Annotated in this window: 22 protein-coding genes and 1 tRNA gene; 13 read left to right on the forward strand and 10 right to left on the reverse strand. The window is 68.1% G+C overall.

Annotated features, from left to right (window positions below; translation table 11 throughout):
• The 3 genes from ACWGO6_RS09355 to ACWGO6_RS09365 all read left to right on the forward strand — a co-directional run bounded on the left by ACWGO6_RS09355 (nucleotide 1) and on the right by ACWGO6_RS09365 (nucleotide 2860).
• Nucleotides 1-693: a response regulator transcription factor gene (locus tag ACWGO6_RS09355; RefSeq protein WP_136041146.1), complete on the forward strand. Its 693-nt coding sequence runs from the start codon at nucleotides 1-3 to the stop codon at nucleotides 691-693.
• A gap of 59 nt (nucleotides 694-752) precedes the next feature.
• Nucleotides 753-2453, forward strand: coding sequence for a sensor histidine kinase (locus ACWGO6_RS09360; RefSeq protein WP_452326546.1), 1701 nt, complete (start codon nucleotides 753-755; stop codon nucleotides 2451-2453).
• Between the two features lie 119 nt (nucleotides 2454-2572).
• On the forward strand, nucleotides 2573-2860 hold the full coding sequence (locus ACWGO6_RS09365; protein ID WP_136041148.1) for a WXG100 family type VII secretion target: 288 nt from the start codon (nucleotides 2573-2575) through the stop codon (nucleotides 2858-2860).
• Nucleotides 2861-2926: 66 nt separating this feature from the next.
• On the opposite strand, the gene groL is transcribed toward ACWGO6_RS09365, so the two are convergent.
• The 4 genes from groL to ACWGO6_RS09385 all read right to left on the reverse strand — a co-directional run bounded on the left by groL (nucleotide 2927) and on the right by ACWGO6_RS09385 (nucleotide 6595).
• Nucleotides 2927-4546 carry a chaperonin GroEL gene (gene groL / locus ACWGO6_RS09370; RefSeq protein ID WP_376100369.1) on the reverse strand — a complete coding sequence of 540 codons (1620 nt, stop codon included), beginning with the start codon at nucleotides 4544-4546 and terminating at the stop codon, nucleotides 2927-2929.
• Between the two features lie 123 nt (nucleotides 4547-4669).
• Nucleotides 4670-5248 (reverse strand): LytR C-terminal domain-containing protein, encoded by a 579-nt coding sequence (locus ACWGO6_RS09375; RefSeq protein WP_342589073.1) that lies wholly within the window; start codon nucleotides 5246-5248, stop codon nucleotides 4670-4672.
• 87 nt (nucleotides 5249-5335) lie between these two features.
• Nucleotides 5336-5593 carry a DUF3263 domain-containing protein gene (locus tag ACWGO6_RS09380; protein WP_136041150.1) on the reverse strand — a complete coding sequence of 86 codons (258 nt, stop codon included), beginning with the start codon at nucleotides 5591-5593 and terminating at the stop codon, nucleotides 5336-5338.
• Nucleotides 5594-5602: 9 nt separating this feature from the next.
• Complete coding sequence (locus ACWGO6_RS09385; RefSeq protein ID WP_452326547.1) at nucleotides 5603-6595, reverse strand: DUF2332 family protein; 993 nt, start codon at nucleotides 6593-6595, stop codon at nucleotides 5603-5605.
• A gap of 71 nt (nucleotides 6596-6666) precedes the next feature.
• Here ACWGO6_RS09385 and msrB point away from each other — a divergent pair, with 71 nt between their 5' ends.
• Both msrB and ACWGO6_RS09395 read left to right on the forward strand, forming a co-directional pair.
• Nucleotides 6667-7071: a peptide-methionine (R)-S-oxide reductase MsrB gene (msrB, locus tag ACWGO6_RS09390; RefSeq protein WP_136041152.1), complete on the forward strand. Its 405-nt coding sequence runs from the start codon at nucleotides 6667-6669 to the stop codon at nucleotides 7069-7071.
• A complete protein-coding gene (locus tag ACWGO6_RS09395) occupies nucleotides 7068-7631 on the forward strand; it encodes a nitroreductase family protein (protein WP_452326548.1) in 564 nt (187 codons plus the stop codon). The genes msrB and ACWGO6_RS09395 overlap by 4 nt, the downstream gene beginning before the upstream one ends.
• 4 nt (nucleotides 7632-7635) lie before the next feature.
• Here ACWGO6_RS09395 and ACWGO6_RS09400 read toward each other — a convergent pair whose 3' ends face one another.
• Entirely contained in the window at nucleotides 7636-8547 is a 912-nt protein-coding gene (locus tag ACWGO6_RS09400; RefSeq protein ID WP_452326792.1) for a DMT family transporter, read from the reverse strand.
• 102 nt (nucleotides 8548-8649) lie between these two features.
• Between ACWGO6_RS09400 and ACWGO6_RS09405 the strand changes: the two genes are divergently transcribed.
• From ACWGO6_RS09405 to ACWGO6_RS09425, 5 genes are all read left to right on the forward strand, one after another.
• Nucleotides 8650-9276, forward strand: a complete 627-nt coding sequence (locus ACWGO6_RS09405) for an SOS response-associated peptidase family protein (RefSeq protein WP_136041154.1) — start codon at nucleotides 8650-8652, stop codon at nucleotides 9274-9276.
• A gap of 94 nt (nucleotides 9277-9370) precedes the next feature.
• Nucleotides 9371-10282 (forward strand): ABC transporter ATP-binding protein, encoded by a 912-nt coding sequence (locus ACWGO6_RS09410; RefSeq protein ID WP_136041155.1) that lies wholly within the window; start codon nucleotides 9371-9373, stop codon nucleotides 10280-10282.
• Entirely contained in the window at nucleotides 10279-11094 is an 816-nt protein-coding gene (locus ACWGO6_RS09415) for an ABC transporter permease (protein ID WP_452326549.1), read from the forward strand. Before ACWGO6_RS09410 ends, ACWGO6_RS09415 begins: the two co-directional genes overlap by 4 nt.
• A gap of 9 nt (nucleotides 11095-11103) precedes the next feature.
• Nucleotides 11104-12381, forward strand: a complete 1278-nt coding sequence (locus ACWGO6_RS09420; RefSeq protein ID WP_452326550.1) for a sensor histidine kinase — start codon at nucleotides 11104-11106, stop codon at nucleotides 12379-12381.
• Entirely contained in the window at nucleotides 12378-13061 is a 684-nt protein-coding gene (locus ACWGO6_RS09425) for a response regulator (RefSeq protein WP_452326551.1), read from the forward strand. The genes ACWGO6_RS09420 and ACWGO6_RS09425 overlap by 4 nt, the downstream gene beginning before the upstream one ends.
• Nucleotides 13062-13065: 4 nt before the next feature.
• On the opposite strand, the gene ACWGO6_RS09430 is transcribed toward ACWGO6_RS09425, so the two are convergent.
• Both ACWGO6_RS09430 and ppk2 read right to left on the reverse strand, forming a co-directional pair.
• Complete coding sequence (locus tag ACWGO6_RS09430; RefSeq protein ID WP_452326552.1) at nucleotides 13066-14019, reverse strand: aldo/keto reductase; 954 nt, start codon at nucleotides 14017-14019, stop codon at nucleotides 13066-13068.
• A gap of 45 nt (nucleotides 14020-14064) precedes the next feature.
• Nucleotides 14065-14922: a polyphosphate kinase 2 gene (ppk2, locus tag ACWGO6_RS09435; RefSeq protein WP_452326553.1), complete on the reverse strand. Its 858-nt coding sequence runs from the start codon at nucleotides 14920-14922 to the stop codon at nucleotides 14065-14067.
• Between the two features lie 202 nt (nucleotides 14923-15124).
• Between ppk2 and ACWGO6_RS09440 the strand changes: the two genes are divergently transcribed.
• A complete protein-coding gene (locus ACWGO6_RS09440) occupies nucleotides 15125-15448 on the forward strand; it encodes a DUF7882 family protein (RefSeq protein ID WP_136041161.1) in 324 nt (107 codons plus the stop codon).
• A 33-nt stretch (nucleotides 15449-15481) separates the two neighbouring features.
• Here the strand turns inward: ACWGO6_RS09440 and ACWGO6_RS09445 are convergent.
• Both ACWGO6_RS09445 and ACWGO6_RS09450 read right to left on the reverse strand, forming a co-directional pair.
• Nucleotides 15482-15554, reverse strand: a tRNA-Thr gene (locus tag ACWGO6_RS09445).
• Nucleotides 15555-15595: 41 nt separating this feature from the next.
• Nucleotides 15596-16528 (reverse strand): DsbA family protein, encoded by a 933-nt coding sequence (locus ACWGO6_RS09450; RefSeq protein ID WP_136041162.1) that lies wholly within the window; start codon nucleotides 16526-16528, stop codon nucleotides 15596-15598.
• A 231-nt stretch (nucleotides 16529-16759) separates the two neighbouring features.
• On the opposite strand from ACWGO6_RS09450, the gene ACWGO6_RS09455 reads away from it, so the two are divergent.
• Together ACWGO6_RS09455 and ACWGO6_RS09460 are read left to right on the forward strand one after the other, a co-directional pair.
• Nucleotides 16760-17863, forward strand: a complete 1104-nt coding sequence (locus ACWGO6_RS09455) for an ABC transporter ATP-binding protein (protein ID WP_029262761.1) — start codon at nucleotides 16760-16762, stop codon at nucleotides 17861-17863.
• Nucleotides 17864-17945: 82 nt separating this feature from the next.
• On the forward strand, nucleotides 17946-19250 hold the full coding sequence (locus ACWGO6_RS09460; RefSeq protein ID WP_452326554.1) for a DUF4032 domain-containing protein: 1305 nt from the start codon (nucleotides 17946-17948) through the stop codon (nucleotides 19248-19250).
• Between the two features lie 108 nt (nucleotides 19251-19358).
• On the opposite strand, the gene ACWGO6_RS09465 is transcribed toward ACWGO6_RS09460, so the two are convergent.
• On the reverse strand, nucleotides 19359-20000 hold the full coding sequence (locus ACWGO6_RS09465) for an NAD(P)-dependent oxidoreductase (RefSeq protein ID WP_452326555.1): 642 nt from the start codon (nucleotides 19998-20000) through the stop codon (nucleotides 19359-19361).
• Nucleotides 20001-20005 lie beyond the last annotated feature (5 nt).

Consider the following 20005-nt stretch of genomic DNA (forward strand, 5'->3'; position numbering starts at 1 on the left):
ATGACTGCTCCGCGCATCCTGGTCGTCGACGACGAACCCAACATCCGTGACCTGCTCTCGACGGGTCTCAGCTTCGCCGGATTCCAGGTGAAGACGGTGGCCAACGGCGCCGCCACGATCTCGGCCGTCCTCGAAGAGGAGCCGGACCTGATCATCCTCGACGTCATGCTCCCGGACATGAACGGGTTCAGCGTCACCAAGCGTCTCCGCGGCGCCGGGTTCACCGCTCCGATCCTTTTCCTGACGGCGAAGGACGGCACCGAAGACAAGATCGAAGGCCTCAACGCCGGCGGCGACGACTACGTCACCAAGCCCTTCAGCCTCGACGAGATCGTCGCGAGGGCCCAGGCGATCCTGCGACGCACGATGCAGGCCGACGAGGAGTCGATCATCCGCGCAGGCGAACTGTCGATGGATCAGGACACACACGATGTCCATGTGGGCAAGGAGCCGATCGAGCTGAGCCCGACCGAGTTCAAGCTGCTGCGCTACCTGATGCTCAATCCGAATCGCGTTCTGTCGAAGGCGCAGATCCTCGACCACGTGTGGGAGTACGACTTCAACGGCGACGCCGGGATCGTCGAGAGCTACATCTCGTACCTGCGTCGCAAGATCGACCCGTACACCGAGGAGTCGCTGATCCAGACCAAGCGCGGGTTCGGCTACATGCTCAAGGTCGGCAAGTCGGTCTGACGACCGACCCCGACCATCGGCGCCGCCCTGCGGCATGGTGAACGCCCGAGGAGGACCGCATGGCGCACAAGCCCGATGCGGTCACCGCCTGGTGGCGTCGAATCAGCCTGCGCGCGAAGGTCACCGGCGTCACGGTGGCCGTGCTCGCTCTCGGTCTTCTCGTCGCGGGGCTCGGAACCGTGCCGATCCTGCGCAACGCGCTCGTCGCCAACATCGACGCGCAACTGCCCGCACTGGTGTCCAGCGATCTGGTCGAGCGCTACTTCGAGGCGACGACGATAGACGGGGTCACGACGTACACCCCGCGTGAGGAGCAGCCGCGGGACTTCTCTTTCGCGATCTACGACGCGACAGGGGTGCTCCGTGCCACTGCTCGCGGCACGTCGGGCCAGGCTCCGCTCTTCCCCTCCGAGTACTCGCTCGCCAAGGCGACAGCTGACACGGATCAGATTCCGCTGGAGATCCCCGGCGCCGACGGCACCGTCTTTCACGGCGCGGTCGCCGTGGTGGGATCGGAGGGCGGCGCCTTGCGCATCCAGCTGGTCGCCCTTCCGCTTGCGCCCGCCGACCGCATCATCAGCCAGTACTTCGGGATCTACATCACCATCGCGCTGATCACGATCCTCATCGCGGCCCTTCTCACCCGAGGGCTCGTCACGCTCACCTTCCGCCGGCTCGGACAGGTCGAGGCGACAGCCATGTCCATCGCGGCAGGCGACTTCCGGCAGCGGCTGACCGACCTCGAGCCGACCACCGAGGTCGGGCGCCTGAACACGGCGATCAACACCATGCTCGATCGCGTGGACGGCTCGCTCGCGCAGCGCGACCGCAGCGTCCAGCACATGCGACGCTTCATCGGGGACGCGAGCCATGAGCTGCGCACGCCGCTGGTGAGCGTGCGCGGCTACGCGGAGCTGTATCGCATGGGGGCCATCAAGGGCGAAGAGGATACGGCCCGAGCCATGGAGCGGATCGAGAAGGAGGCCATCCGCATGGGCGTCCTGGTGGAGGATCTTCTCGCACTCGCCCGTCTGGACGAAGAGCGCGAGCCCGAGATCGTCGCTCTCGATCTGCGGCCGATCGCACGGGATGCGGCCCTCGATCTGCGCGCCGCGGCACCGGGGCGGACGGTGACGGTGATCGACCGCACGGTCGAGGCGATGTCCCCCATCCCGCTGCGGGAGACGTCTTCCCCGCAACCCGACCCGACGAGTGCGCCACCCGCACGAGGGCTCTCCCGCACCGCGCTGTCGCGTCTGCGTCGTCGCCCACGGCAGCCCGAGCCGGCTCCGGCGATCGACTTCACCGAGATCCCCGACATCCCCGTGCGCACCCCGCCGATCGTTCTCGGCGAGGAGAACAAGGTGCGCCAGGTCGTCACGAACCTGCTGGGCAACGCCCGCCGCTTCTCCCCCGAGGACGGTCCGATCGAGATCGTCGTCGATTCGGACCGGGTGCGCGGCACCGGCAGCATCTCGATCGTGGATCACGGGGAGGGCATCCCCCCACAGATCCGGGAGCAGATCTTCGAGCGCTTCTGGCGGGCCGACACCTCCCGCGCACGGGAGACCGGCGGTTCCGGCCTCGGGCTCGCGATCGTCGCGTCGATCATGAAGGCGCTGCACGGCGGCGTCGCGGTCTCGGAGACGCCCGGCGGTGGAGCGACCTTCACGGTCACGCTTCCGCTCGCGCCCGCACGCGCCACGCCCGAGCACCTTCTCGAGGACACCCAGCCCCTGGACCGGCTCGATCTGAGCTGACAGCTCTGCACGATCGACTGTCGGTAGGGATTCTGCACACCCACGGTGAGCGGGCGTCGACGGGACGGATCGGGCGCGACCGGTCTCCTAGCGTCGGAACTCCAACAGAAGGAGTTCACATGTCCGTCTTCACCGTCGACACCGAAGCCGTCCACGCCGCGCACGGGGCGACCAGAGCCACCATCGAGCGGCTGCAGAGCGAGTCGGCAACGCTCATGGCCCAGTTGCGCCAGCTGCAGTCCTCCTGGGTGGGCAGTGCTTCTGCTGCGTTCCAGGGCTGCGCGGAGCAGTGGCAGGGTGCGCAGCTCCATGTCGAACAGGTGCTCGACTCGATCGGTACCTCGCTTGGCTCGGCAGCCTCTCAGTATGCGGACGCCGACCAGTACTCGGCCAGCCTGTTCCGCTGAATCGCGCCTGGCACAACGCAGAACGCCCCCGGCCGGAGCCGGGGGCGTTCTGTCATGAGGGCTGGATCAGAAGTCCATGCCGCCCGACGGGTCACCCATCGGAGCAGCAGCCTTCTCGGGCTTGTCCGCCACGACGACCTCGGTGGTGAGGAAGAGCGCCGCGATCGAGGCTGCGTTCTGCAGCGCCGAGCGGGTCACCTTCGCCGGGTCGATGATGCCCGCACCGAACATGTCGACGTACTCACCCGTGGCCGCGTTGAGGCCCTGGCCCGCGGGGAGTTCGGAGACCTTGTTCGCGACGACGCCCGGCTCGAGACCGGCGTTGAGAGCGATCTGCTTGAGCGGAGCCTCGATCGCCACGCGGACGATGTTCGCACCGGTCGCCTCGTCACCCGTCAGCGTCAGGCCGTCGAGGGCCTTGGTGCCGGACTGGATCAGCGCGACGCCACCGCCGGGGACGATGCCCTCTTCGACGGCTGCCTTCGCGTTGCGGACGGCGTCCTCGATGCGGTGCTTGCGCTCCTTGAGCTCGACCTCGGTGGCCGCGCCCGCCTTGATGACGGCGACGCCACCGGCGAGCTTCGCCAGACGCTCCTGCAGCTTCTCGCGGTCGTAATCGCTGTCGGTGTTCTCGATCTCACGACGGATCTGCGTGACGCGACCCTCGATCTGGTCGGCCTCACCGGCGCCCTCGACGATCGTGGTCTCGTCCTTCGTGACGATGACCTTGCGCGCACGGCCGAGAAGGTCGAGCGTGGCGTTCTCCAGCTTGAGGCCGACCTCTTCGGTGATGACCTGACCACCAGTGAGGATCGCGATGTCCTGCAGCTGCGCCTTGCGGCGGTCGCCGAAGCCGGGAGCCTTGACGGCGACCGACTTGAAGATGCCCTTGAGCTTGTTCAGCACGAGCGTCGCGAGAGCCTCGCCCTCGACGTCCTCGGCGATGATGACGAGCTCCTTGCCGTCCTGGATCACCTTGTCGACGATCGGCAGCAGGTCCTTGATGTTGGAGACCTTCTGGTTCGCGATGAGGATGTACGGGTCTTCGAAGACCGCCTCCTGGCGCTCCGGGTCCGTGACGAAGTACGGGTTCAGGTAGCCCTTGTCGAAGCGCATGCCCTCGGTGAGCTCGAGCTCGGTGCCGAACGTCTGCGACTCCTCGACGGTGACGACGCCTTCCTTGCCGACCTTGTCGATCGCCTCGGCGATGAGCTCGCCGATGGCCGGGTCTGCAGCGGAGATGGACGCCGTGGCGGCGATCTGCTCCTTGGAGTCGATCTCCTTGGCGCTCGACAGGAGCTCCTCGGTGATCGCAGCGACGGCCTTCTCGATGCCACGCTTGAGCGAGATGGGGTCGGCGCCGGCTGCGACGTTGCGCAGACCCTCGCGGACCAGAGCCTGTGCGAGGACCGTGGCGGTGGTGGTGCCGTCACCCGCGACGTCGTCGGTCTTCTTCGCGACCTCCTTGACGAGCTCCGCGCCGATCTTCTCGTACGGGTCGTCCAGCTCGATCTCCTTGGCGATGGAGACACCGTCGTTCGTGATCGTGGGGGCGCCCCACTTCTTCTCGAGGACGACGTTGCGACCGCGCGGGCCGAGGGTCACCTTGACCGCGTCGGCGAGGATGTTGAGGCCGCGCTCGAGGCCGCGGCGGGCCTCCTCATCGAAAGCAATGATCTTTGCCATGAGTTTTTTCGTCCCTCCTGGACGTAGACGTTGGGTTTAGCACTCAGAGTATGAGAGTGCTAACGCCATTCTGGCACTCGACACCTTCGAGTGCAAGCCGCCGGAGGAGGGCGCATCCCCGGGTCAGGAGGCGGGCGCCTCGTCGGGCGTCTCGGGTGCCGAGGTCGACCGATCGAGACCGATCACGACGGTGAACTGCTTCTGCCCGTCCTCCGTCTGCCCGGAGTAGTAGTCGCTCTGCTGCACCGCCGCACCGCCGAGGACGTCAGCGAGCCCGACCGCTGCGAGTTCGTCTGCCTCCTCGACGTAGAACACCGTCGTGGTGGCGAAGTCCTGGCTGGAGCTGTCGCCGGCGAACACGTTGTCAGCCGCCCAGCCGTTGTTGATCAGCGTGTCGCGCATCTGCGTATCGAGGCCCTCGTCGGGCGTGCCGTTCAAGATCATCACCGAGATGCTGGGATCGACGATGCCGGTCTCCTGCGGGGTGGGAGCAGCGCTCGGCGCCGCCTCGGGGAACAGAGAGACACGCCCCATGACCACCAGGGATCCGAAGATGCCGGCGATGATGAGGACGAGAGCGGCGACGAACGACCAGAGCAGCACGACCCAGCCGTTCATCCCCGGCGCTTCGGCGCGGTGCGCTCCCACTCGTCCGGAGGTACGGGGCGCATCATCGAAGCGATCGCGGAGGGGCTTTGACACCCCTCGATGCTAGCGGCACCTTCCTGTCAATCCGGTTCACCGCACGAGCGGACCCTCCGTGCCGCTGCGCCATCGGCTCGAGATGGCTCAGCCGACGAAGCCGGGCAGCCGCGCGGTACGCCGTGCCGCGCGCGAATCGCGGATGCGGCGGAGGCGACGCACCAGCATCGGATCGTACTCGAGCGCGGACTCGGACTCGATCAGTCGTCCGAGCAGCTGGTAGTAGCGTGCGGCGCTCATCCCGAGCTGCGCGCGGATGATCTCTTCCTTCGCCCCGCTGTGGCGCGGCCACGCCACTTCCAGGGCGAGGATCGCGCGATCGCGCTCCGTGAGATCTCCGAGCATGGCTCCAGGTTAGGACGCAACCGCCGCCACTTCGGGTCGCCACTCCCACCATCGCCCGAGCGGATCCGCGGCCGCGCGCACCTGCCCGTCGAGCGCGACCACGAACCCCGGCCACCGATCCGCATCGACCGGCGGATCCCACACGTCTGTGATCGCGGGCGGATCGATCGTGATCCAGCGGGCGTCCGTGCGCGTGATCCTCGCGATCAGCGCCGTCCGCTCCGCCCGGGGGATGTGCACCAGCACCCCGGGAGTGGTGATGACGAGGGTCGCCCGCGGCGGTGCCGCCGCCGCCAGCGCGGCGAGGTGGGTGCCGGCGTCCCCTTCCACCAGACGAGGAGGGTCGCCGGCTGCGATGTCGAGGGCGGCTTCGATGCGCTCATCACGCCCCGACTCCCCCGGCCACACGAGACCACGCAGCCACCGACGATCACGCTCGTCGGCGGCATCGAGCGGTGCCAGGTCGATCCCGGCGCGCCACACGACGTCCGGCATCCGAAGCAGGGGAAGCGGACCGGTGACCCGGCTCTCGAGCACGACCGTGGAGACGCCGTCGGCCGGGTCGAGCGCGGCACGCAGCTCCCCGCCCTCACCGGTGAAGCGATACGAGTACCGATCGGGATAGAGACACAGTCCCGCCGACGCCCCGATCTCGAGCAGCGCGATCGGCCCCTCGATCTCGGAGAGTACCGGCAGGAGCGCCGCGAGACGGAGCGGCTCGTTCGTCTGCAGCGACCTCCGTGCGCACTCGGCGACGACCTCGTCCGCATGCCGGAGCACGAAGCCACGCCACCGCGCGTACTCGTCGAGCGGAACGCCGAGCATCCGAGTGACGGCGAACACGAGCGGGGGCTGGCGTCTCGTCTCCGGGATGCGGAGCAGGACGCGCCGCACCTCTTCATCCTCGGCGACCCCGGCGGCCCACTCGGCGTAGAGTGCGCTCCGGCCCGGCGCCTCATCGCGGGCGAAGCGCGCGTAGCGCTCCTGCACAGCATCGGTCATCCGTCCATTGTGACGCGACGCACCCGAGGCACCGCCACAGGAGGGAGAATGGAGTCGACTGAGGAGGACACATGTCGTACAGCGTGGACAAGACCGAAGACGAATGGCGCCGCGAGCTCGGCGATGAGCAGTACGCCGTGCTGCGTCAGGCCGCGACCGAGCGGGCCTGGACGGGTGAGCTGCTCGACGAGGAGCGCGCCGGCCTCTACACCTGTGGGGCGTGCAACGCGGAGCTGTTCAAGAGCGGCACCAAGTTCGACTCCGGATGCGGCTGGCCGAGCTTCTACGAGTCGATCCGCCCCGATGCGGTCGAGCTCATCGAGGACGACAGCCTGGGCATGGTGCGGACGGAGGTGCGCTGCGCGAACTGCGGCTCGCACCTCGGCCACGTGTTCCCCGACGGGTTCGGCACGCCGACCGGAGATCGCTACTGCATGAACTCGATCGCATTGAACTTCACCCCCGACGCCTCGTGAGTGCTCTCGACGCGGTCCGCGCGCGTCAGTCCTGGTCGAAGGTCGAAGACACGGCGCCGGGCCGCGAAGAGCTGCTGACGCTCGTCGCCGCGGCCGGCCGCGTCGCTGATCACTCCTCGCTGCGTCCGTGGCGGCTCATCGAACTGCGCGGCGCCGATCGCGAGGCGCTCGGCGCCGCCATCGCCAAGGCGCAGGGAGACTCCACCCCGTCGTCGAAGCCCTTGCGCGCACCACTGCTGATCGCGGTCGTCGCCAGCTACCGCAAAAGCGAGAAGGTCCCGCGGTGGGAGCAGGAGGCCGTGGCGTCCGGAGTCGCGCACACCCTGAGCCTGCTCCTCGACGAAGCCGGCTGGGGCGTCATCTGGCGCACGGGCCACTACACACGTGCGAAGGCCGTCGCGAAGGCCCACGGCCTCGACAAGAACGAGGAGCTCCTCGGCTGGCTGTACGTGGGCGGCAAGCCCGCGGGCAAGAAGCCGGGCCGCCGCAAGGCCGTGGATGCGCGCGAGCTGATCACCCGGATGCCGAAGACCGGTGCCAAGAAGGCGAAGAAGAAGTAGCGCGTCAGCGCCGGCGTCTGCGGGGAACGGCGACGATCACGGACGCCACCGCGACGACGACCATGGCGATGACCTGCCAGAGCGCGGGCCCCGCCGCCGGAGGCCAGATCAGGTCGATCACGACCGAGGTCACGAGCTGTCCGAGCACGGAGCCCAGCCCCATCAGGAGAACTCCGGTGTGCGCGACGATGAACGCGCCGAGCAGGATGTAGGCCGCTCCGAGGAACCCGCCCAGGTACAGCCAGGGTTCGGCCGGCAGGGCATCGGGCATCCCGCGCAAGGCGATGCTCGTCCCGGCCGCGAGCAGCAGCACGACGGTGCCGGTGATGAAGCTCATCAGAGTCGCTGCGAGCGGCGACTGGACCCGCTGCGAGAGGCGACCGTTCGTGGCCGCCTGCCACGCGATACCGACTCCGGCGGCGAACGGCAGCAGCAGCATCCACAGCGGAGCGGCGGCGAGCACGTCGCCCGACATCGAGATGGCGACAGCGGCGAGCGCGAGAACTCCGCCGGCGACCCGGCCGGGGGTGACCGCGACGACGCCGGCGGGACCGAACCCGATCCGATCCAGCACGAGCCCGTGCAGCGTCTGCCCCGCGACGACGCCGACGCTGAACAGAGAGACGCCGAGGATCCCGGCCGTCAGCCCCTGGGTGGAGACCGTGAGGGCGCCGCAGGCGCCGCCCAGCAGCATCCAGAACGGGATGGTGTGACGTCGGATGCCGCTCCAGAGGCGTCCCACTCCGCGCCGGGCGGACGGGATGCAGCAGATCACGGCGACCAGCGCCAGCAGGCCCACCGAGAACGAGAGGAGGCCCGCGACGATCCCGTCGTCGACGCGAACCCCGAGGACGCCGTTGATCCGGGCCTGGATCGCCGTCATGACGCCGATCGCCACAGCCCCTCCGAGCGCCAGGGGCGCGGGGAGTCGACGGGATTCTGGCACCCGTCGACCCTACCGGAGGCCCGGATCCGCCATGGCGAGACGGATGTCGGCGGCCGGCGCTACGCTGGCGGCATGTGCGCGAGCTACGGTCTCGATCCCCGGTTCACCGATGCGGAAGTCCTCGCCGCCGCCGACGATGCGGTGCTCGAGGGCCTGCGTGTCTGGGCGGAGGAGAATGCGGGTGAGACCATCCGCCCGACCGGGAAGAACCTCCGCAACCTCAACCCCGTGATCGTGCAGCCCGACGCTGCTCCGACTCTGGAACCGGCGTGGTGGGGCTTCCTCGTGAACGGGGAACCCGCGAAGTTCCCGTCGATCAACACCCGGTCGGAACGCCTGCAGGAGCGTCCAGGCGGAGCGAAGTCGCGAGCGATCGTCCCGGCGACGAGCTGGTACGAGATGCAGAAGCCCTCCCGGCAGTGGAACGAGTTCATCATCGACGACGGCACCCTCTTCGGCATGGCGGCGGTCACCCAACGGGGTCGCACCGCAGACGGCGAGTGGTACACCTGCTATTCGATCGTGATGCGTCCCGCCCCCGACCACCTCGTCGAGCTGCACGATCGCATGCCGCTGCTCGTTCCGGCCTCATTGAGCCACGACTGGCTGACGGCGCCGCCGTCGAGGGAGATCATCGATGAGGCGATCCTCGCGTCGGATGAGATGGCCGCGCGAGTCCAGGCCCGCCCCCGCTCCTGAGTCCTAGCCGTCCACCACCGGGAGGACACCCCGAGCAGAAGGACGGTACCTGAGGAGGACGCGCGGCTGAGGAGCCCTCCGTAGCGTTGTACCCATGATCACAGCAGAAGGCCTCACGAAGAGGTTCGGAGACAAGACGGCCGTCGATGACGTGTCGTTCACCGTCAAGCCGGGCAGCGTCACCGGCTTCCTCGGCCCCAACGGTGCCGGCAAGTCGACCACGATGCGCATGATCGTGGGCCTCGACCGGCCGACGTCCGGACGCGCCGAGATCGCCGGTCGCGAGTATCGCAAGCTTCGCGCACCCCTCACCGAGGTCGGCGTCCTGCTCGACGCCAAGGCCGTGCACACCGGTCGGACGGCGCGCAATCACCTTCGCGCGATGGCGGCGACCCATGGGATTCCCTCCTCGCGCGTCGACGAGGTCATCGAGCTCGCGGGCATCGGGTCGGTCGCCCGCAAGCGTGCCGGGAAGTTCTCGCTCGGAATGGGACAGCGCCTCGGTATCGCCTCGGCACTGCTCGGCGATCCGCACACGCTGATCCTCGACGAGCCGGTCAACGGCCTCGACCCCGAGGGCGTCCGCTGGGTGCGCCAGTTCGTCCGGCACGCGGCATCCGAAGGACGAACCGTGCTCCTGTCGAGCCACCTGATGAGCGAGATGGCGCAGACCGCCGACCACGTCATCGTGATGGGTCGCGGCCGGGTGCTGGCGGATGCTCCGCTCGCCGACCTCGTACGCTCCTGGACACAGAACACGGTGCGCGTGCGCACTCCGCGGCCCACCGAGCTCGCCGCCGCCGTCGGCGGCCCGGACGTGGAGATCGTGAGCTCGGCTCCCGACCTCCTCGACATCGTGGGACTTCCCGCCGCCCGGATCGGCGACCTCGCCGCGGACCGCGGCATCCCGCTGCACGAACTCACCCCCACCACCGGTTCACTCGAGGACGCCTACCTCGCCCTCACCGGCGATTCCGTCGAGTACCGCACCAAGGAGATCTCATGACCACGACACAGGCACCCGCGCCCGCGCGGCCGCGCGTCGACACCGGTCGCCGGCTGACATTCGTCCGCGCGCTCCGCGGCGAATGGATCAAGCTCGCCACGCTGCGTTCGACATGGTGGTCCATCGGGATCGCCGCGGCTCTGACCATCGGGATCGCCGTGCTCATCGCGCAGGCGATCGACATGCCGGGGTTCGAGCCGATTCAGGCCGTCGTCATGCCGATCCAGTTCACGATGCTGCTGGCCGGCATCATCGGTGCGATCTCGGTGACGGGCGAGTACTCGACCGGCATGATCCGTTCGACGCTCACGGCCAACCCGATCCGCGGCTCGGTGCTCGCGGCCAAGTCGACCGTGCTCGCGGTCTTCATGTTCGTCTCGTCTCTGGTGATCTTCGGCCTCGCGGCCGTCGCGGTCTCGCTCATCGTGGCGCCGCGCGATCAGAGCATCGAATGGTCGGACCCTGCCGCATCCTTCCTGCCCATCGTCGTCTCCTCCCTCGCCATGGCGGTTTTCGCTCTGATCGGAGTCTCCTTCGGGTTCATCCTCCGTTCCGGGGCCGGAGCGATCGCGGCGACCGTCGGTGTCCTGTTCGTGCTGCCGATCGTGGCGAACTTCTTCTCCTTCGCCGGTGAGGCATGGGCATGGGTCATCGAGGCATCCGCCTACCTCCCGGTGGCCGCAGCGCAGAGCGCGATCCTGCCGGGCGACGGCGCAGCACTCGATGCACCGGTCGCGTTCCTGACCCTCGCATGCTGGGTCGCCGGCGGAGCACTCGTCGCCTGGGGCGTGCTGCGCACCCGCGACGCGTAAAGTCGGCCTGTGAGCAGAACGCGAAGCCGCAGCGACTCGATCCGAGAGGACGAGGAGCTGCGGCTTCCGCGTGCGCCGGGGCTCTTCCGGCGATTCTGGGCGCGGCATCCGCTGTTCGCCGACATCCTGCTGACGCTGCTCTGCCTGCTCCTCTCCCTCGCCCCGGCGGGTCGGTTCGCCGAGGAGTCCGTTCCGGAATCCACCTACATCGCGATCAACATCGCCACGCTGGCGATGATCGTGGTGGCGTGCAGCACACTCCTGTGGCGACGACGGGCGCCGCTCGGTCCTTTCGTCGCGGCGGTGATCCTGGGAACGGTCGGCTTGTTCACCGGGTTGTCCAGCGGCATCATCCTGCTGCTCGTCGCCTGTTACGGTCTCGCGGTCTATCGCTCGTCGCGCGCGGCCTGGACCTGCTACGGAATCGGCGCGGCGTGGTTCCTCCTGCTCAGCGGACTCCTGATGCTCACCGGCGTGATCGTGATGCAGAACGGACTCGACACCGCGCTCAGCTACATCGTTCTCGGCCTGATCGGCACGCTCATCGGCGTCAACGTCGGCGGCCGCAAGCGCTATCTGTCGGCCGTCATCGATCGCTCGCGGCAGCTGCTCGTCGAGCGTGACCAGCAGGCGCAGCTCGCCGCCGCATCCGAGCGGGCGCGCATCGCTCGGGAGATGCACGACATCGTCTCCCACTCGCTGACGGTGATCGTGGCACTGTCCGAAGGCGCCGCGGCGACGCCCGACCGCGAACAGGCACGCAAGGCGGCGACCCACACGGCGGACACCGCTCGTGCCGCCCTGACCGAGATGCGATCCATGCTCGGTGTGCTGCGGGATGATGACGCGTCTCCGCTGCCCCTGGCCCCCACGAATCCGGCCCGGCCGCGCGACACGGTCGAGGCGGCCCAGCGCGCCGGATACCCCGCGACGCTCACGGTCGTGGGGCACGCCGAGGTCTCCCCCGCCGTCGCGCATGCGATCGGACGCATCGTGCAGGAGGGCGTGACGAACGCGATGCGTCATGCCCCCACCGCCTCGACCATCGGTGTACGACTGGACTACGCACCGGATTCCGTGACGATCGACATCGTCAACGACGGCGTGTCCGGCGGCATCGGGACCGAGGGCTTCGGTCTGCGCGGACTCGCCGAGCGCGCCGCCCATGTCCAGGGAAGCGTCGAGTCCGCGCCATCCGGTGCAGGACGATGGGTTCTGCACGCCGTGCTGCCGACGAAGGCGACCGGCCCGGCCGTACCGAGCGAATCGATGGAGGACGACCGATGACGGATGCGATCAGGGTGCTTCTGGTGGATGACCAGGAATTGATCCGCGTCGGGTTCCGGATGGTCCTCGAAGCAGAGGGCGACATCGTCGTGGTGGGCGAGGCCGGCGACGGGTGGGCGGCGATCGCCCAGAGCGCCGCACTCGCGCCGGACCTGGTGCTCATGGATATCCGGATGCCGGAGCTGGACGGCATCGCCGCCACGGAGGCCATCGTGCGAGACCACCCTCAGACCAAGGTGCTCGTGCTGACCACGTTCGATCTCGACGAATACGCCTTCGGCGCCATCCGCGCAGGCGCGAGCGGTTTCCTCCTGAAGGACGCACAGCGTCACGAGATGATCTCCGCAGTGCACGCCGTGCACCGCGGAGACGCGGCGCTCTCCCCTCGGATCACGCGGATGCTGCTCGAGCACGTCACCCCGCAGCTCGGCTCCTCGTCCACCCGGACACCGGATGCCGCGGAGAGCGCGGCGTTGGAATCCCTCACCGATCGTGAGAGAGACGTGTTCCTCGCGATCGGGCGCGGACTGACCAATGCCGAGATCGCCCGCTCCCTCTACGTCGGCGAATCGACCGTGAAGACCCACGTCGGTCGGGTGCTGGCGAAACTCCACGCGCGCGACCGCATCCACGCCGTGATCCTGGCGCACAGACTCGGCCTCGTCGGAAACGAGACCTGACGCATCAGGCGCCGGCGGGGGTCCATTCCGACACGCGGTCGAGCAGCCGCACCTCCTCAGCGGAGAGCTCGAGTCGAGCACCCGCCAGCAGGTCCGGCACCTGTGCGATCGTGCGAGCACTCGCAATCGGCGCGACGACGGTCGGCTGCGCCCGCAACCAGGCGAGAGACGTCGCGGCGACCGACGTCCCGTGAGCATCGGCGACCTGCTCGAGCGCACCGATGATCCGCAACCCGGCCTCAGTCGCGTACTTCGCGGCGCCCTGCGCGCGGGGGGAATCCTGCTCCGAGCTGTCGGTCGAGCGATACTTGCCCGTCAGGAATCCGCTCGCCAGGGCGTAATAGGGAACCAGCCCGAGGTCGAACTCCTCGGCGACCGGGATGATGGTGTCCTCGACCTCATTGCGATGAACGAGGTTGTAGTGCGGCTGAACGGCCACCGGCACGGCGACGCCCGTGCGCCGCGCGATCTCGATCCATTCCCTGATGCGCTCCGCCGAATAGTTCGACACCGCCACGTGACGAACCAGACCGTCTTCGACGAGATGTCCGAACGCGGCGACGGTCTCCTCCAGCGGAACGGTCTCGTCATCGAAGTGCGCGTAGTACAGGTCGATCTCGTCAGCGCCGAGACGCCGGAGCGAGGCCTCGGCCGCCTTTCGCACGTTCGGTCCGGAGAGGCCGCGGAACTGCGGGTGCTGGCTCACCTTGGTGGCCACGACGACACCGGACGGCTTACGGGATGCGAGCCACTCCCCGATGATCGTCTCGCTCTCGCCCCCCTCGTTCCCCGGCACCCAGGAGCTGTACGAATCGGCCGTGTCGATGAAGTCGCCACCGCCGTCCACAAATGCATCGAGCACGGCGAACGAGGTATCGCGATCGGCCGTCCAGCCGAACACGTTGCCGCCGAGCGCGAGCGGGAGGACGTCAAGATCACTGGTGCCGATACGAGTCATGACCAAGACAACCGCGGATCGGGATCCACGCATTCCCGGATGACGTCATGTTTCCGCATCGGCGGGGGACGAGTTCGTCTTCGGCGTCTCGCCCTCGTCGTAGATCTGCGAGGGTCGCCCGACGAGCCGTGAGTCCGGAGCGTGGGCGACCAGCGGATCTTTGCCCGGGTAGTCGAAACGGGCGAGGACGCACCTCATCGCTTCGAGTCGAGCCCGCTTCTTGTCGTTCGACTTGATGACGATCCACGGCTCGGATGGCGTGTCCGTGTGGAAGAACATGGCTTCCTTCGCCGCCGTGTAATCCGCCCAACGGTCGATGCTGGCGAGGTCAGTGGGGCTCAGCTTCCACTGTTTGACGGGGTCGTCGCTGCGCCGTCTGAACCGACGACGCTGCTCCGCCTCTCCCACCGAGAACCACAGCTTGATGAGGCGGATGCCCGAGCTCACGATCATCCGTTCGAACTGCGGAGCGGTCTGCATGAACTCCTCGTACTCCGTGGACGAGCAGTAGCCCATGACCCGTTCGACGCCGGCGCGATTGTACCAGGAGCGGTCCATCATCACGATCTCGCCGCCGGAGGGCAGATGCGCGATGTAGCGCTGGAAATACCACTGCGTCCGCTCCGCATCCGTCGGCTTGTCGAGAGCGACGACCCGAGCGCCGCGAGGATTCAGGTGCTCCATGAAGCGTTTGATCGCCCCACCCTTCCCCGCCGCGTCCCGTCCTTCGAACAGGATGAGCAGCCGCTCGGAGGAATGCTTGATGTGCGACTGGAGCTTCAGGAGCTCGATCTGCAGCAGCCGCTTCTCCCGTTCGTACTCGGCCGTGGAGATCTTCTTCGTGTAGGGGTAGTCGTGCTGCCACTCCGGGGTGACCGTCGCTGTCTCGGGTGCGCTGCTCAAGATCTCGCCCTCTCAGGTGCTCTGAATCCCCGAATTCGCGCAGGCAAGCGCAGGTGGCCGGAGCGGGGAGGCGGCCACCTGCGCGTCTTCTACCTGGCACGATCCGTCGGCCCGCCAGGAAACCTGCCTGATGTGTAACATATCATTGACTGAGGCGATACATCGGAATGCGTGGTCACCACCAGGCCGCTATCGTTCTGGCATGGGAACGATCCAGTACGGCAACGGGGATGACATCCACATCGAGGACCGCGCCCTCGCGCACCTGAAGGTGGTCATCGCCACGAAGCTCCGCCGCAACGAGAGCTTCACCCTCTCCTGGCGGCACCCCGAAGGCCAGCAGGTGGGACGTTCGACGATCTGGCTGCATCCGTCGATACCGTTGCGCTTCACGTTCGAGGAGCCGGAGGCGCCGCAGCTGAACCCGAAGTGGATTCAGGATCTGATGCAGTCTGCGAGTTCCACGGGCGGCATCAGCCTCATCGAAGAGGTGATCGACGCACCCGAGGCCGCCGCCGAGAAGTGAATCCGCGAACCCCACTCTCGTGAGGGATTGAAGAGCCGACTACGGGACTCGAACCCGTAACCCCCGTATTACAAGTACGGTGCGCTACCAATTGCGCCAAGTCGGCGGATGCCACCAGCTTAGCGATGGCATCGACCCGGCTTCGACCTACGGAGTCGTCGTGGGCGAGGGGGTCGCCGTCGCGCGGGAGGCATCGCTCGCCACGCTCAGCACGAACTGCGAGAACTCGGCCGGGTCGTCCAGCGCCCCGACGTAGGCCTCGCCGTTCGCGACGATCATCGGCGCTGCGGTCAGCACCAGGTCGTCGGAGCCGGCGAGCGGTCCGTCCAGAGCCCTGGTCGTCGCCTCCTTCGCCCAGCCCACGAAGTCGCCGTCCTCGATGCACGAGCGCACGGCCTTGGCGTTGTCGACGCCGACCGCGCCCGCGAGGTTCGCGAGGTCCTCGTCGGAGAGGCCGTCGCTGCCGACTTCGGGCTGGTCGTCGAGCAGGTCGTGATTGAACGCGTAGAACTGTGCGGGCGAGTGCGTGGCGACGCATGCCGCAGCCGCGGCCGAACGGAGCGAGTACTTGGTGCCGTTGGAGCTGGCGGTGAGCAACGCGACCGGGTGGTAGCTGACCGTGACCGCGTCCTCGCTGATCCAACCGGCGAGCTGTCGAGCATTGGCACGCTCGAACTCACCGGCGTCGGGTGAGAGGTAGTCGACGTACACGTGGATGTCGACCTTCTCGGACGCCGTCGGGTCAGGCGTCGGGCTGGCCGATTCGCCGGCGTCGGACGCTTCGGGACTCGGGGTCTCCGGCACGGCACCCGTTCCGGCGAACGACTCGAGATCGGTGACGACGACGCCGTCCGACTCCATGCCGGTCGGTGTGAGCCTCGGCTTGGAGACCTGGGAGGACACCGCGAGGGTCACCGCCGTGCCGATCGCGCCCACCGCGACGAGCGCTACCGCGCCGATGATGATCCGTCGCATGAGGCGCGCCCTGGACTGCTGGGCGTGCACTCTCTGAGCCTTCTCCCGTACGACCTCGCGGGAATTGCGAGGCGTCGGGACGTTCGGCGTTTCGTCGCTCGACATCGTTCCTCTGTGAGTCTCAACGGGGGTCCGGGTTGGCCCCGACCGCCGCTCGGCGACGATCGCCGCTGCGCGCGGCCGAGTTCGATGGTAGTCAGTGAGGCTGAGAAATACCCAGGTACCGCCGTTCATGTCATACTGATCCCGACCCAATGACGGGTCACGGCGGGGTCACCCGCCGCTTCATCACTACGGATCGTCCGGCACGTACCTGCCGGTGAAGGAGAAAAGACAATGGCATCTGTGACTTTCGACGAGGCCACCCGCCTGTACCCCGGCGGAACCCGTCCGGCCGTCGACAAGCTGAACCTCGAGGTCGGTGACGGCGAATTCCTCGTCCTCGTCGGTCCTTCCGGTTGCGGCAAGTCCACGTCCCTCCGCATGCTGGCCGGCCTCGAAGAGGTCAACGCCGGCCGCATCCTCATCGGCGACCGCGACGTGACCGACGTCCCGCCGAAGGACCGCGACATCGCGATGGTCTTCCAGAACTACGCGCTGTACCCGCACATGACCGTCGCCGAGAACATGGGCTTCGCGCTCAAGATCGCCGGCGTCGGCAAGGAAGAGCGTGCATCCCGCGTGCTCGAGGCTGCCAAGCTCCTCGACCTCGAGCCCTACCTGACCCGCAAGCCGAAGGCCCTCTCGGGTGGTCAGCGTCAGCGCGTCGCCATGGGTCGCGCCATCGTGCGTCAGCCGCAGGTGTTCCTCATGGACGAGCCGCTGTCGAACCTCGATGCCAAGCTCCGCGTGCAGACCCGTACGCAGATCGCTTCGCTGCAGCGTCGCCTCGGCGTCACCACGGTCTACGTCACGCACGACCAGACCGAGGCTCTGACCATGGGCGACCGCATCGCGGTCCTCAAGGACGGCCTGCTCCAGCAGGTCGGCTCCCCGCGCGACCTGTACGAGAAGCCGAACAACGTCTTCGTGGCCGGCTTCATCGGTTCGCCCGCGATGAACCTGTTCGCCGCTGACCTCGCCGACGGCGGCATCCGCTTCGGCTCCGAGGTGGTCCCGCTCGACCGCGACACGGTCGGGCGCGCGAACGGCAGCCAGGTCACGGTCGGCGTGCGCCCCGAGGACATCACGGTCGGACCGGCCGACGGCAAGGGCCTCCCGGTCGTCGTCGACCTCGTCGAGGAGCTCGGCGCCGACGGCTACCTCTACGGCCACACCGAGATCAACGGCAAGCGCAGCGACATCGTCGCCCGCGTCGACGGTCGCAGCCACCCGAACGCCGGCGAGACGGTCACGCTCGCTGCGAACCCGGGCCACGTGCACGCGTTCGACATCGAGTCCGGCGAGCGTCTGAACGACAAGCCGGTCGTCTCCGCCTGATCGGATCCACAGACGCGGCGCAGGCTGACTTCGGTCACCTGCGCCGCGTCTCTTTTCCGTCTCATCTCGACCAGGGAGCACCATGCAGGATTCGCTGCGGATCACCGCCAGCAAGATCGATCCGGGACTGCTGTCCCTCCCCTGGTCCACGACGCTGGCGAAGTGGCCGTCCGAGCACATCGTGTCGCTCCCGAAGGGGCTGTCCCGTCACCTCGTGCGCTTCGCCGATCTCTCGGGCCGGGTGATCGCGGTGAAGGAGACCACGGCGGAGATGGCCCAGCGCGAGTACGACATGCTCGGCAACCTCGCCCGCCTCGACGTGCCCTGCGTCGACCGGGTCGCGGTGATCGCCGGACGTACGGATGCCGAAGGCGAGGCTCTTCCGGCCGCCCTGGTCACCTCCCACCTGCGCTTCTCGATGCCGTACCGCGCCCTGTTCACCCGGGTGCTGCGCCCCGACACCGCGACCCGCCTCGTGGATGCCCTGGCCCTGCTGCTGGTGCGCCTGCACAACGTCGGCTTCTACTGGGGCGACGTCTCCCTGTCGAACACGCTGTTCCGCCGTGATGCAGGCGCGTTCGCCGCATATCTGGTCGATGCGGAGACGGGTGAGCTGCATGAGGAGGGCCTGACCGACGGGCAGCGCGCCTACGACCTCGACCTGGCCCGCACGAACATCGCCGGCGAGATCATGGACCTCGCCGCGGGCGGTCGCCTCGAACACGGGGTGGACGCGGTGGCGATCGCCGACGGGATCGTCTCCTCGTACCGGTCGCTGTGGGCCGAACTCACCGCACAGGAGTCGTTCTCGGCGGCGGAGACCTGGCGCATCACCGAGCGGGTCGAGCGCCTGAACGCCCTGGGCTTCGACATCGACGAGATGTCCATGTCGACGACCGCCGACGGCACCGTCGTCGAGATCCAACCCAAGGTTGTGGATGCCGGCCACCATCAGCGCCGGCTGATCCGCCTGACCGGCCTCGATGTGGAGGAGAACCAGGCACGGCGCCTGCTGAACGACCTCGACGAGTTCCGCGCCCGCTCGACGAAGCAGTGGGCCGACGAGGAGATGTACGCGCACGAGTGGCTCACCCGTGTCTTCGAGCCGGTGGTGCGGGCGATCCCGTACGAGCTGCGCGCCAAGCTCGAGCCCGCCGAGGTCTTCCACCAGGTGCTCGAGCACCGCTGGTACCTCTCGCAGGCGCAGGGGCGCTCGGTTCCCCTCGCGGAGGTGCTGACCAGCTACATCAACGAAGTGCTGCGACACCGGCGAGACGAGGCGACCATCATGGGGCCGCCCACCGAGACGATGAGCCTGCCCGTCGTCACCGGTGTGACGCCGGTTGCCGACGAGGACGAGGACATCGACTGGCGCGACCTGGTCTGACGCGCGGACGCGCGCCGAGTGCGCGGGGTGTTGCCGAGCGCACCGCATACAGTCGTCGACGAGCCGTACATTCGGCGAAAACTCGTGCAGTCGCCGAGACTCGGAGCGTCAGTAACCGACCGTGAACCGCTCGCGGTGGTGGTTGCCCTGCTCGATCTCGTCCACCACGGCGACGGCGAAGTCCGCACCGGAGATGAACGACTTCCCATCCGCATCACGGACGATCACGTCACCGCCGTCCCGGTAGTGTCCCGTGCGCTCGCCTTCGGCCCACGGGCCGAACACCTCAGCGGGGTGGATGAAGAACCAGTCGAGGTCGGCACCCGTCGCCTCGAGGAGCGCGAGGGAGTCGATGCCGACCTGCGCCTCGTGCTTGTACTCCTCGGGGAAGTCCTGATCGAACAGACGCGGCCCTCCGGGAGCCACGAGGCTGCCACCCGCGCCCCCGACGACGCCGAGACGCGTCTCCGTGCCCGCGAGCCGGTCGACGACGTTCGACAGCGCCTCGAGTGCGCGGTCCGCCATGTCGCCGCGCGGCGAGAGCGCCGACACGACGGCATCCGCTCCGACGAACGCCTCGGCGAGAGGACCGAGGTCGAGGGCGGAGCCCTGCAGATACGCGGCGCCGGCCACCGGGTCGGTGGGCTCGGAGCGGGAGATCGCGATCACCGCATGGCCGCGACTCACCGCCTCGCTGACGATGTGACGACCGGCGTAACCGGTCCCTCCGAGCACGACGATGCGAGCCATGATCT

This window comes from Microbacterium sp. NPDC055665 (assembly GCF_053618035.1).

What these genes read in the sequence shown, in the direction of transcription:
- ACWGO6_RS09460 (WP_452326554.1), top strand. Translation starts at nt 17,946, where the DNA reads ATGCAGGATTCGCTGCGGATCACCGCCAGCAAGATCGATCCGGGACTG.
- ACWGO6_RS09440 (WP_136041161.1), top strand. Translation starts at nt 15,125, where the DNA reads ATGGGAACGATCCAGTACGGCAACGGGGATGACATCCACATCGAGGAC.
- groL (WP_376100369.1), bottom strand. Translation starts at nt 4,546, where the DNA reads ATGGCAAAGATCATTGCTTTCGATGAGGAGGCCCGCCGCGGCCTCGAG.
- ACWGO6_RS09380 (WP_136041150.1), bottom strand. Translation starts at nt 5,593, where the DNA reads ATGCTCGGAGATCTCACGGAGCGCGATCGCGCGATCCTCGCCCTGGAA.
- ACWGO6_RS09465 (WP_452326555.1), bottom strand. Translation starts at nt 20,000, where the DNA reads ATGGCTCGCATCGTCGTGCTCGGAGGGACCGGTTACGCCGGTCGTCAC.
- ACWGO6_RS09405 (WP_136041154.1), top strand. Translation starts at nt 8,650, where the DNA reads ATGTGCGCGAGCTACGGTCTCGATCCCCGGTTCACCGATGCGGAAGTC.
- ACWGO6_RS09410 (WP_136041155.1), top strand. Translation starts at nt 9,371, where the DNA reads ATGATCACAGCAGAAGGCCTCACGAAGAGGTTCGGAGACAAGACGGCC.
- ACWGO6_RS09355 (WP_136041146.1), top strand. Translation starts at nt 1, where the DNA reads ATGACTGCTCCGCGCATCCTGGTCGTCGACGACGAACCCAACATCCGT.
- ACWGO6_RS09450 (WP_136041162.1), bottom strand. Translation starts at nt 16,528, where the DNA reads ATGTCGAGCGACGAAACGCCGAACGTCCCGACGCCTCGCAATTCCCGC.
- ACWGO6_RS09360 (WP_452326546.1), top strand. Translation starts at nt 753, where the DNA reads ATGGCGCACAAGCCCGATGCGGTCACCGCCTGGTGGCGTCGAATCAGC.
- msrB (WP_136041152.1), top strand. Translation starts at nt 6,667, where the DNA reads ATGTCGTACAGCGTGGACAAGACCGAAGACGAATGGCGCCGCGAGCTC.
- ACWGO6_RS09455 (WP_029262761.1), top strand. Translation starts at nt 16,760, where the DNA reads ATGGCATCTGTGACTTTCGACGAGGCCACCCGCCTGTACCCCGGCGGA.
- ACWGO6_RS09425 (WP_452326551.1), top strand. Translation starts at nt 12,378, where the DNA reads ATGACGGATGCGATCAGGGTGCTTCTGGTGGATGACCAGGAATTGATC.
- ACWGO6_RS09365 (WP_136041148.1), top strand. Translation starts at nt 2,573, where the DNA reads ATGTCCGTCTTCACCGTCGACACCGAAGCCGTCCACGCCGCGCACGGG.
- ACWGO6_RS09415 (WP_452326549.1), top strand. Translation starts at nt 10,279, where the DNA reads ATGACCACGACACAGGCACCCGCGCCCGCGCGGCCGCGCGTCGACACC.
- ACWGO6_RS09430 (WP_452326552.1), bottom strand. Translation starts at nt 14,019, where the DNA reads ATGACTCGTATCGGCACCAGTGATCTTGACGTCCTCCCGCTCGCGCTC.
- ACWGO6_RS09385 (WP_452326547.1), bottom strand. Translation starts at nt 6,595, where the DNA reads ATGACCGATGCTGTGCAGGAGCGCTACGCGCGCTTCGCCCGCGATGAG.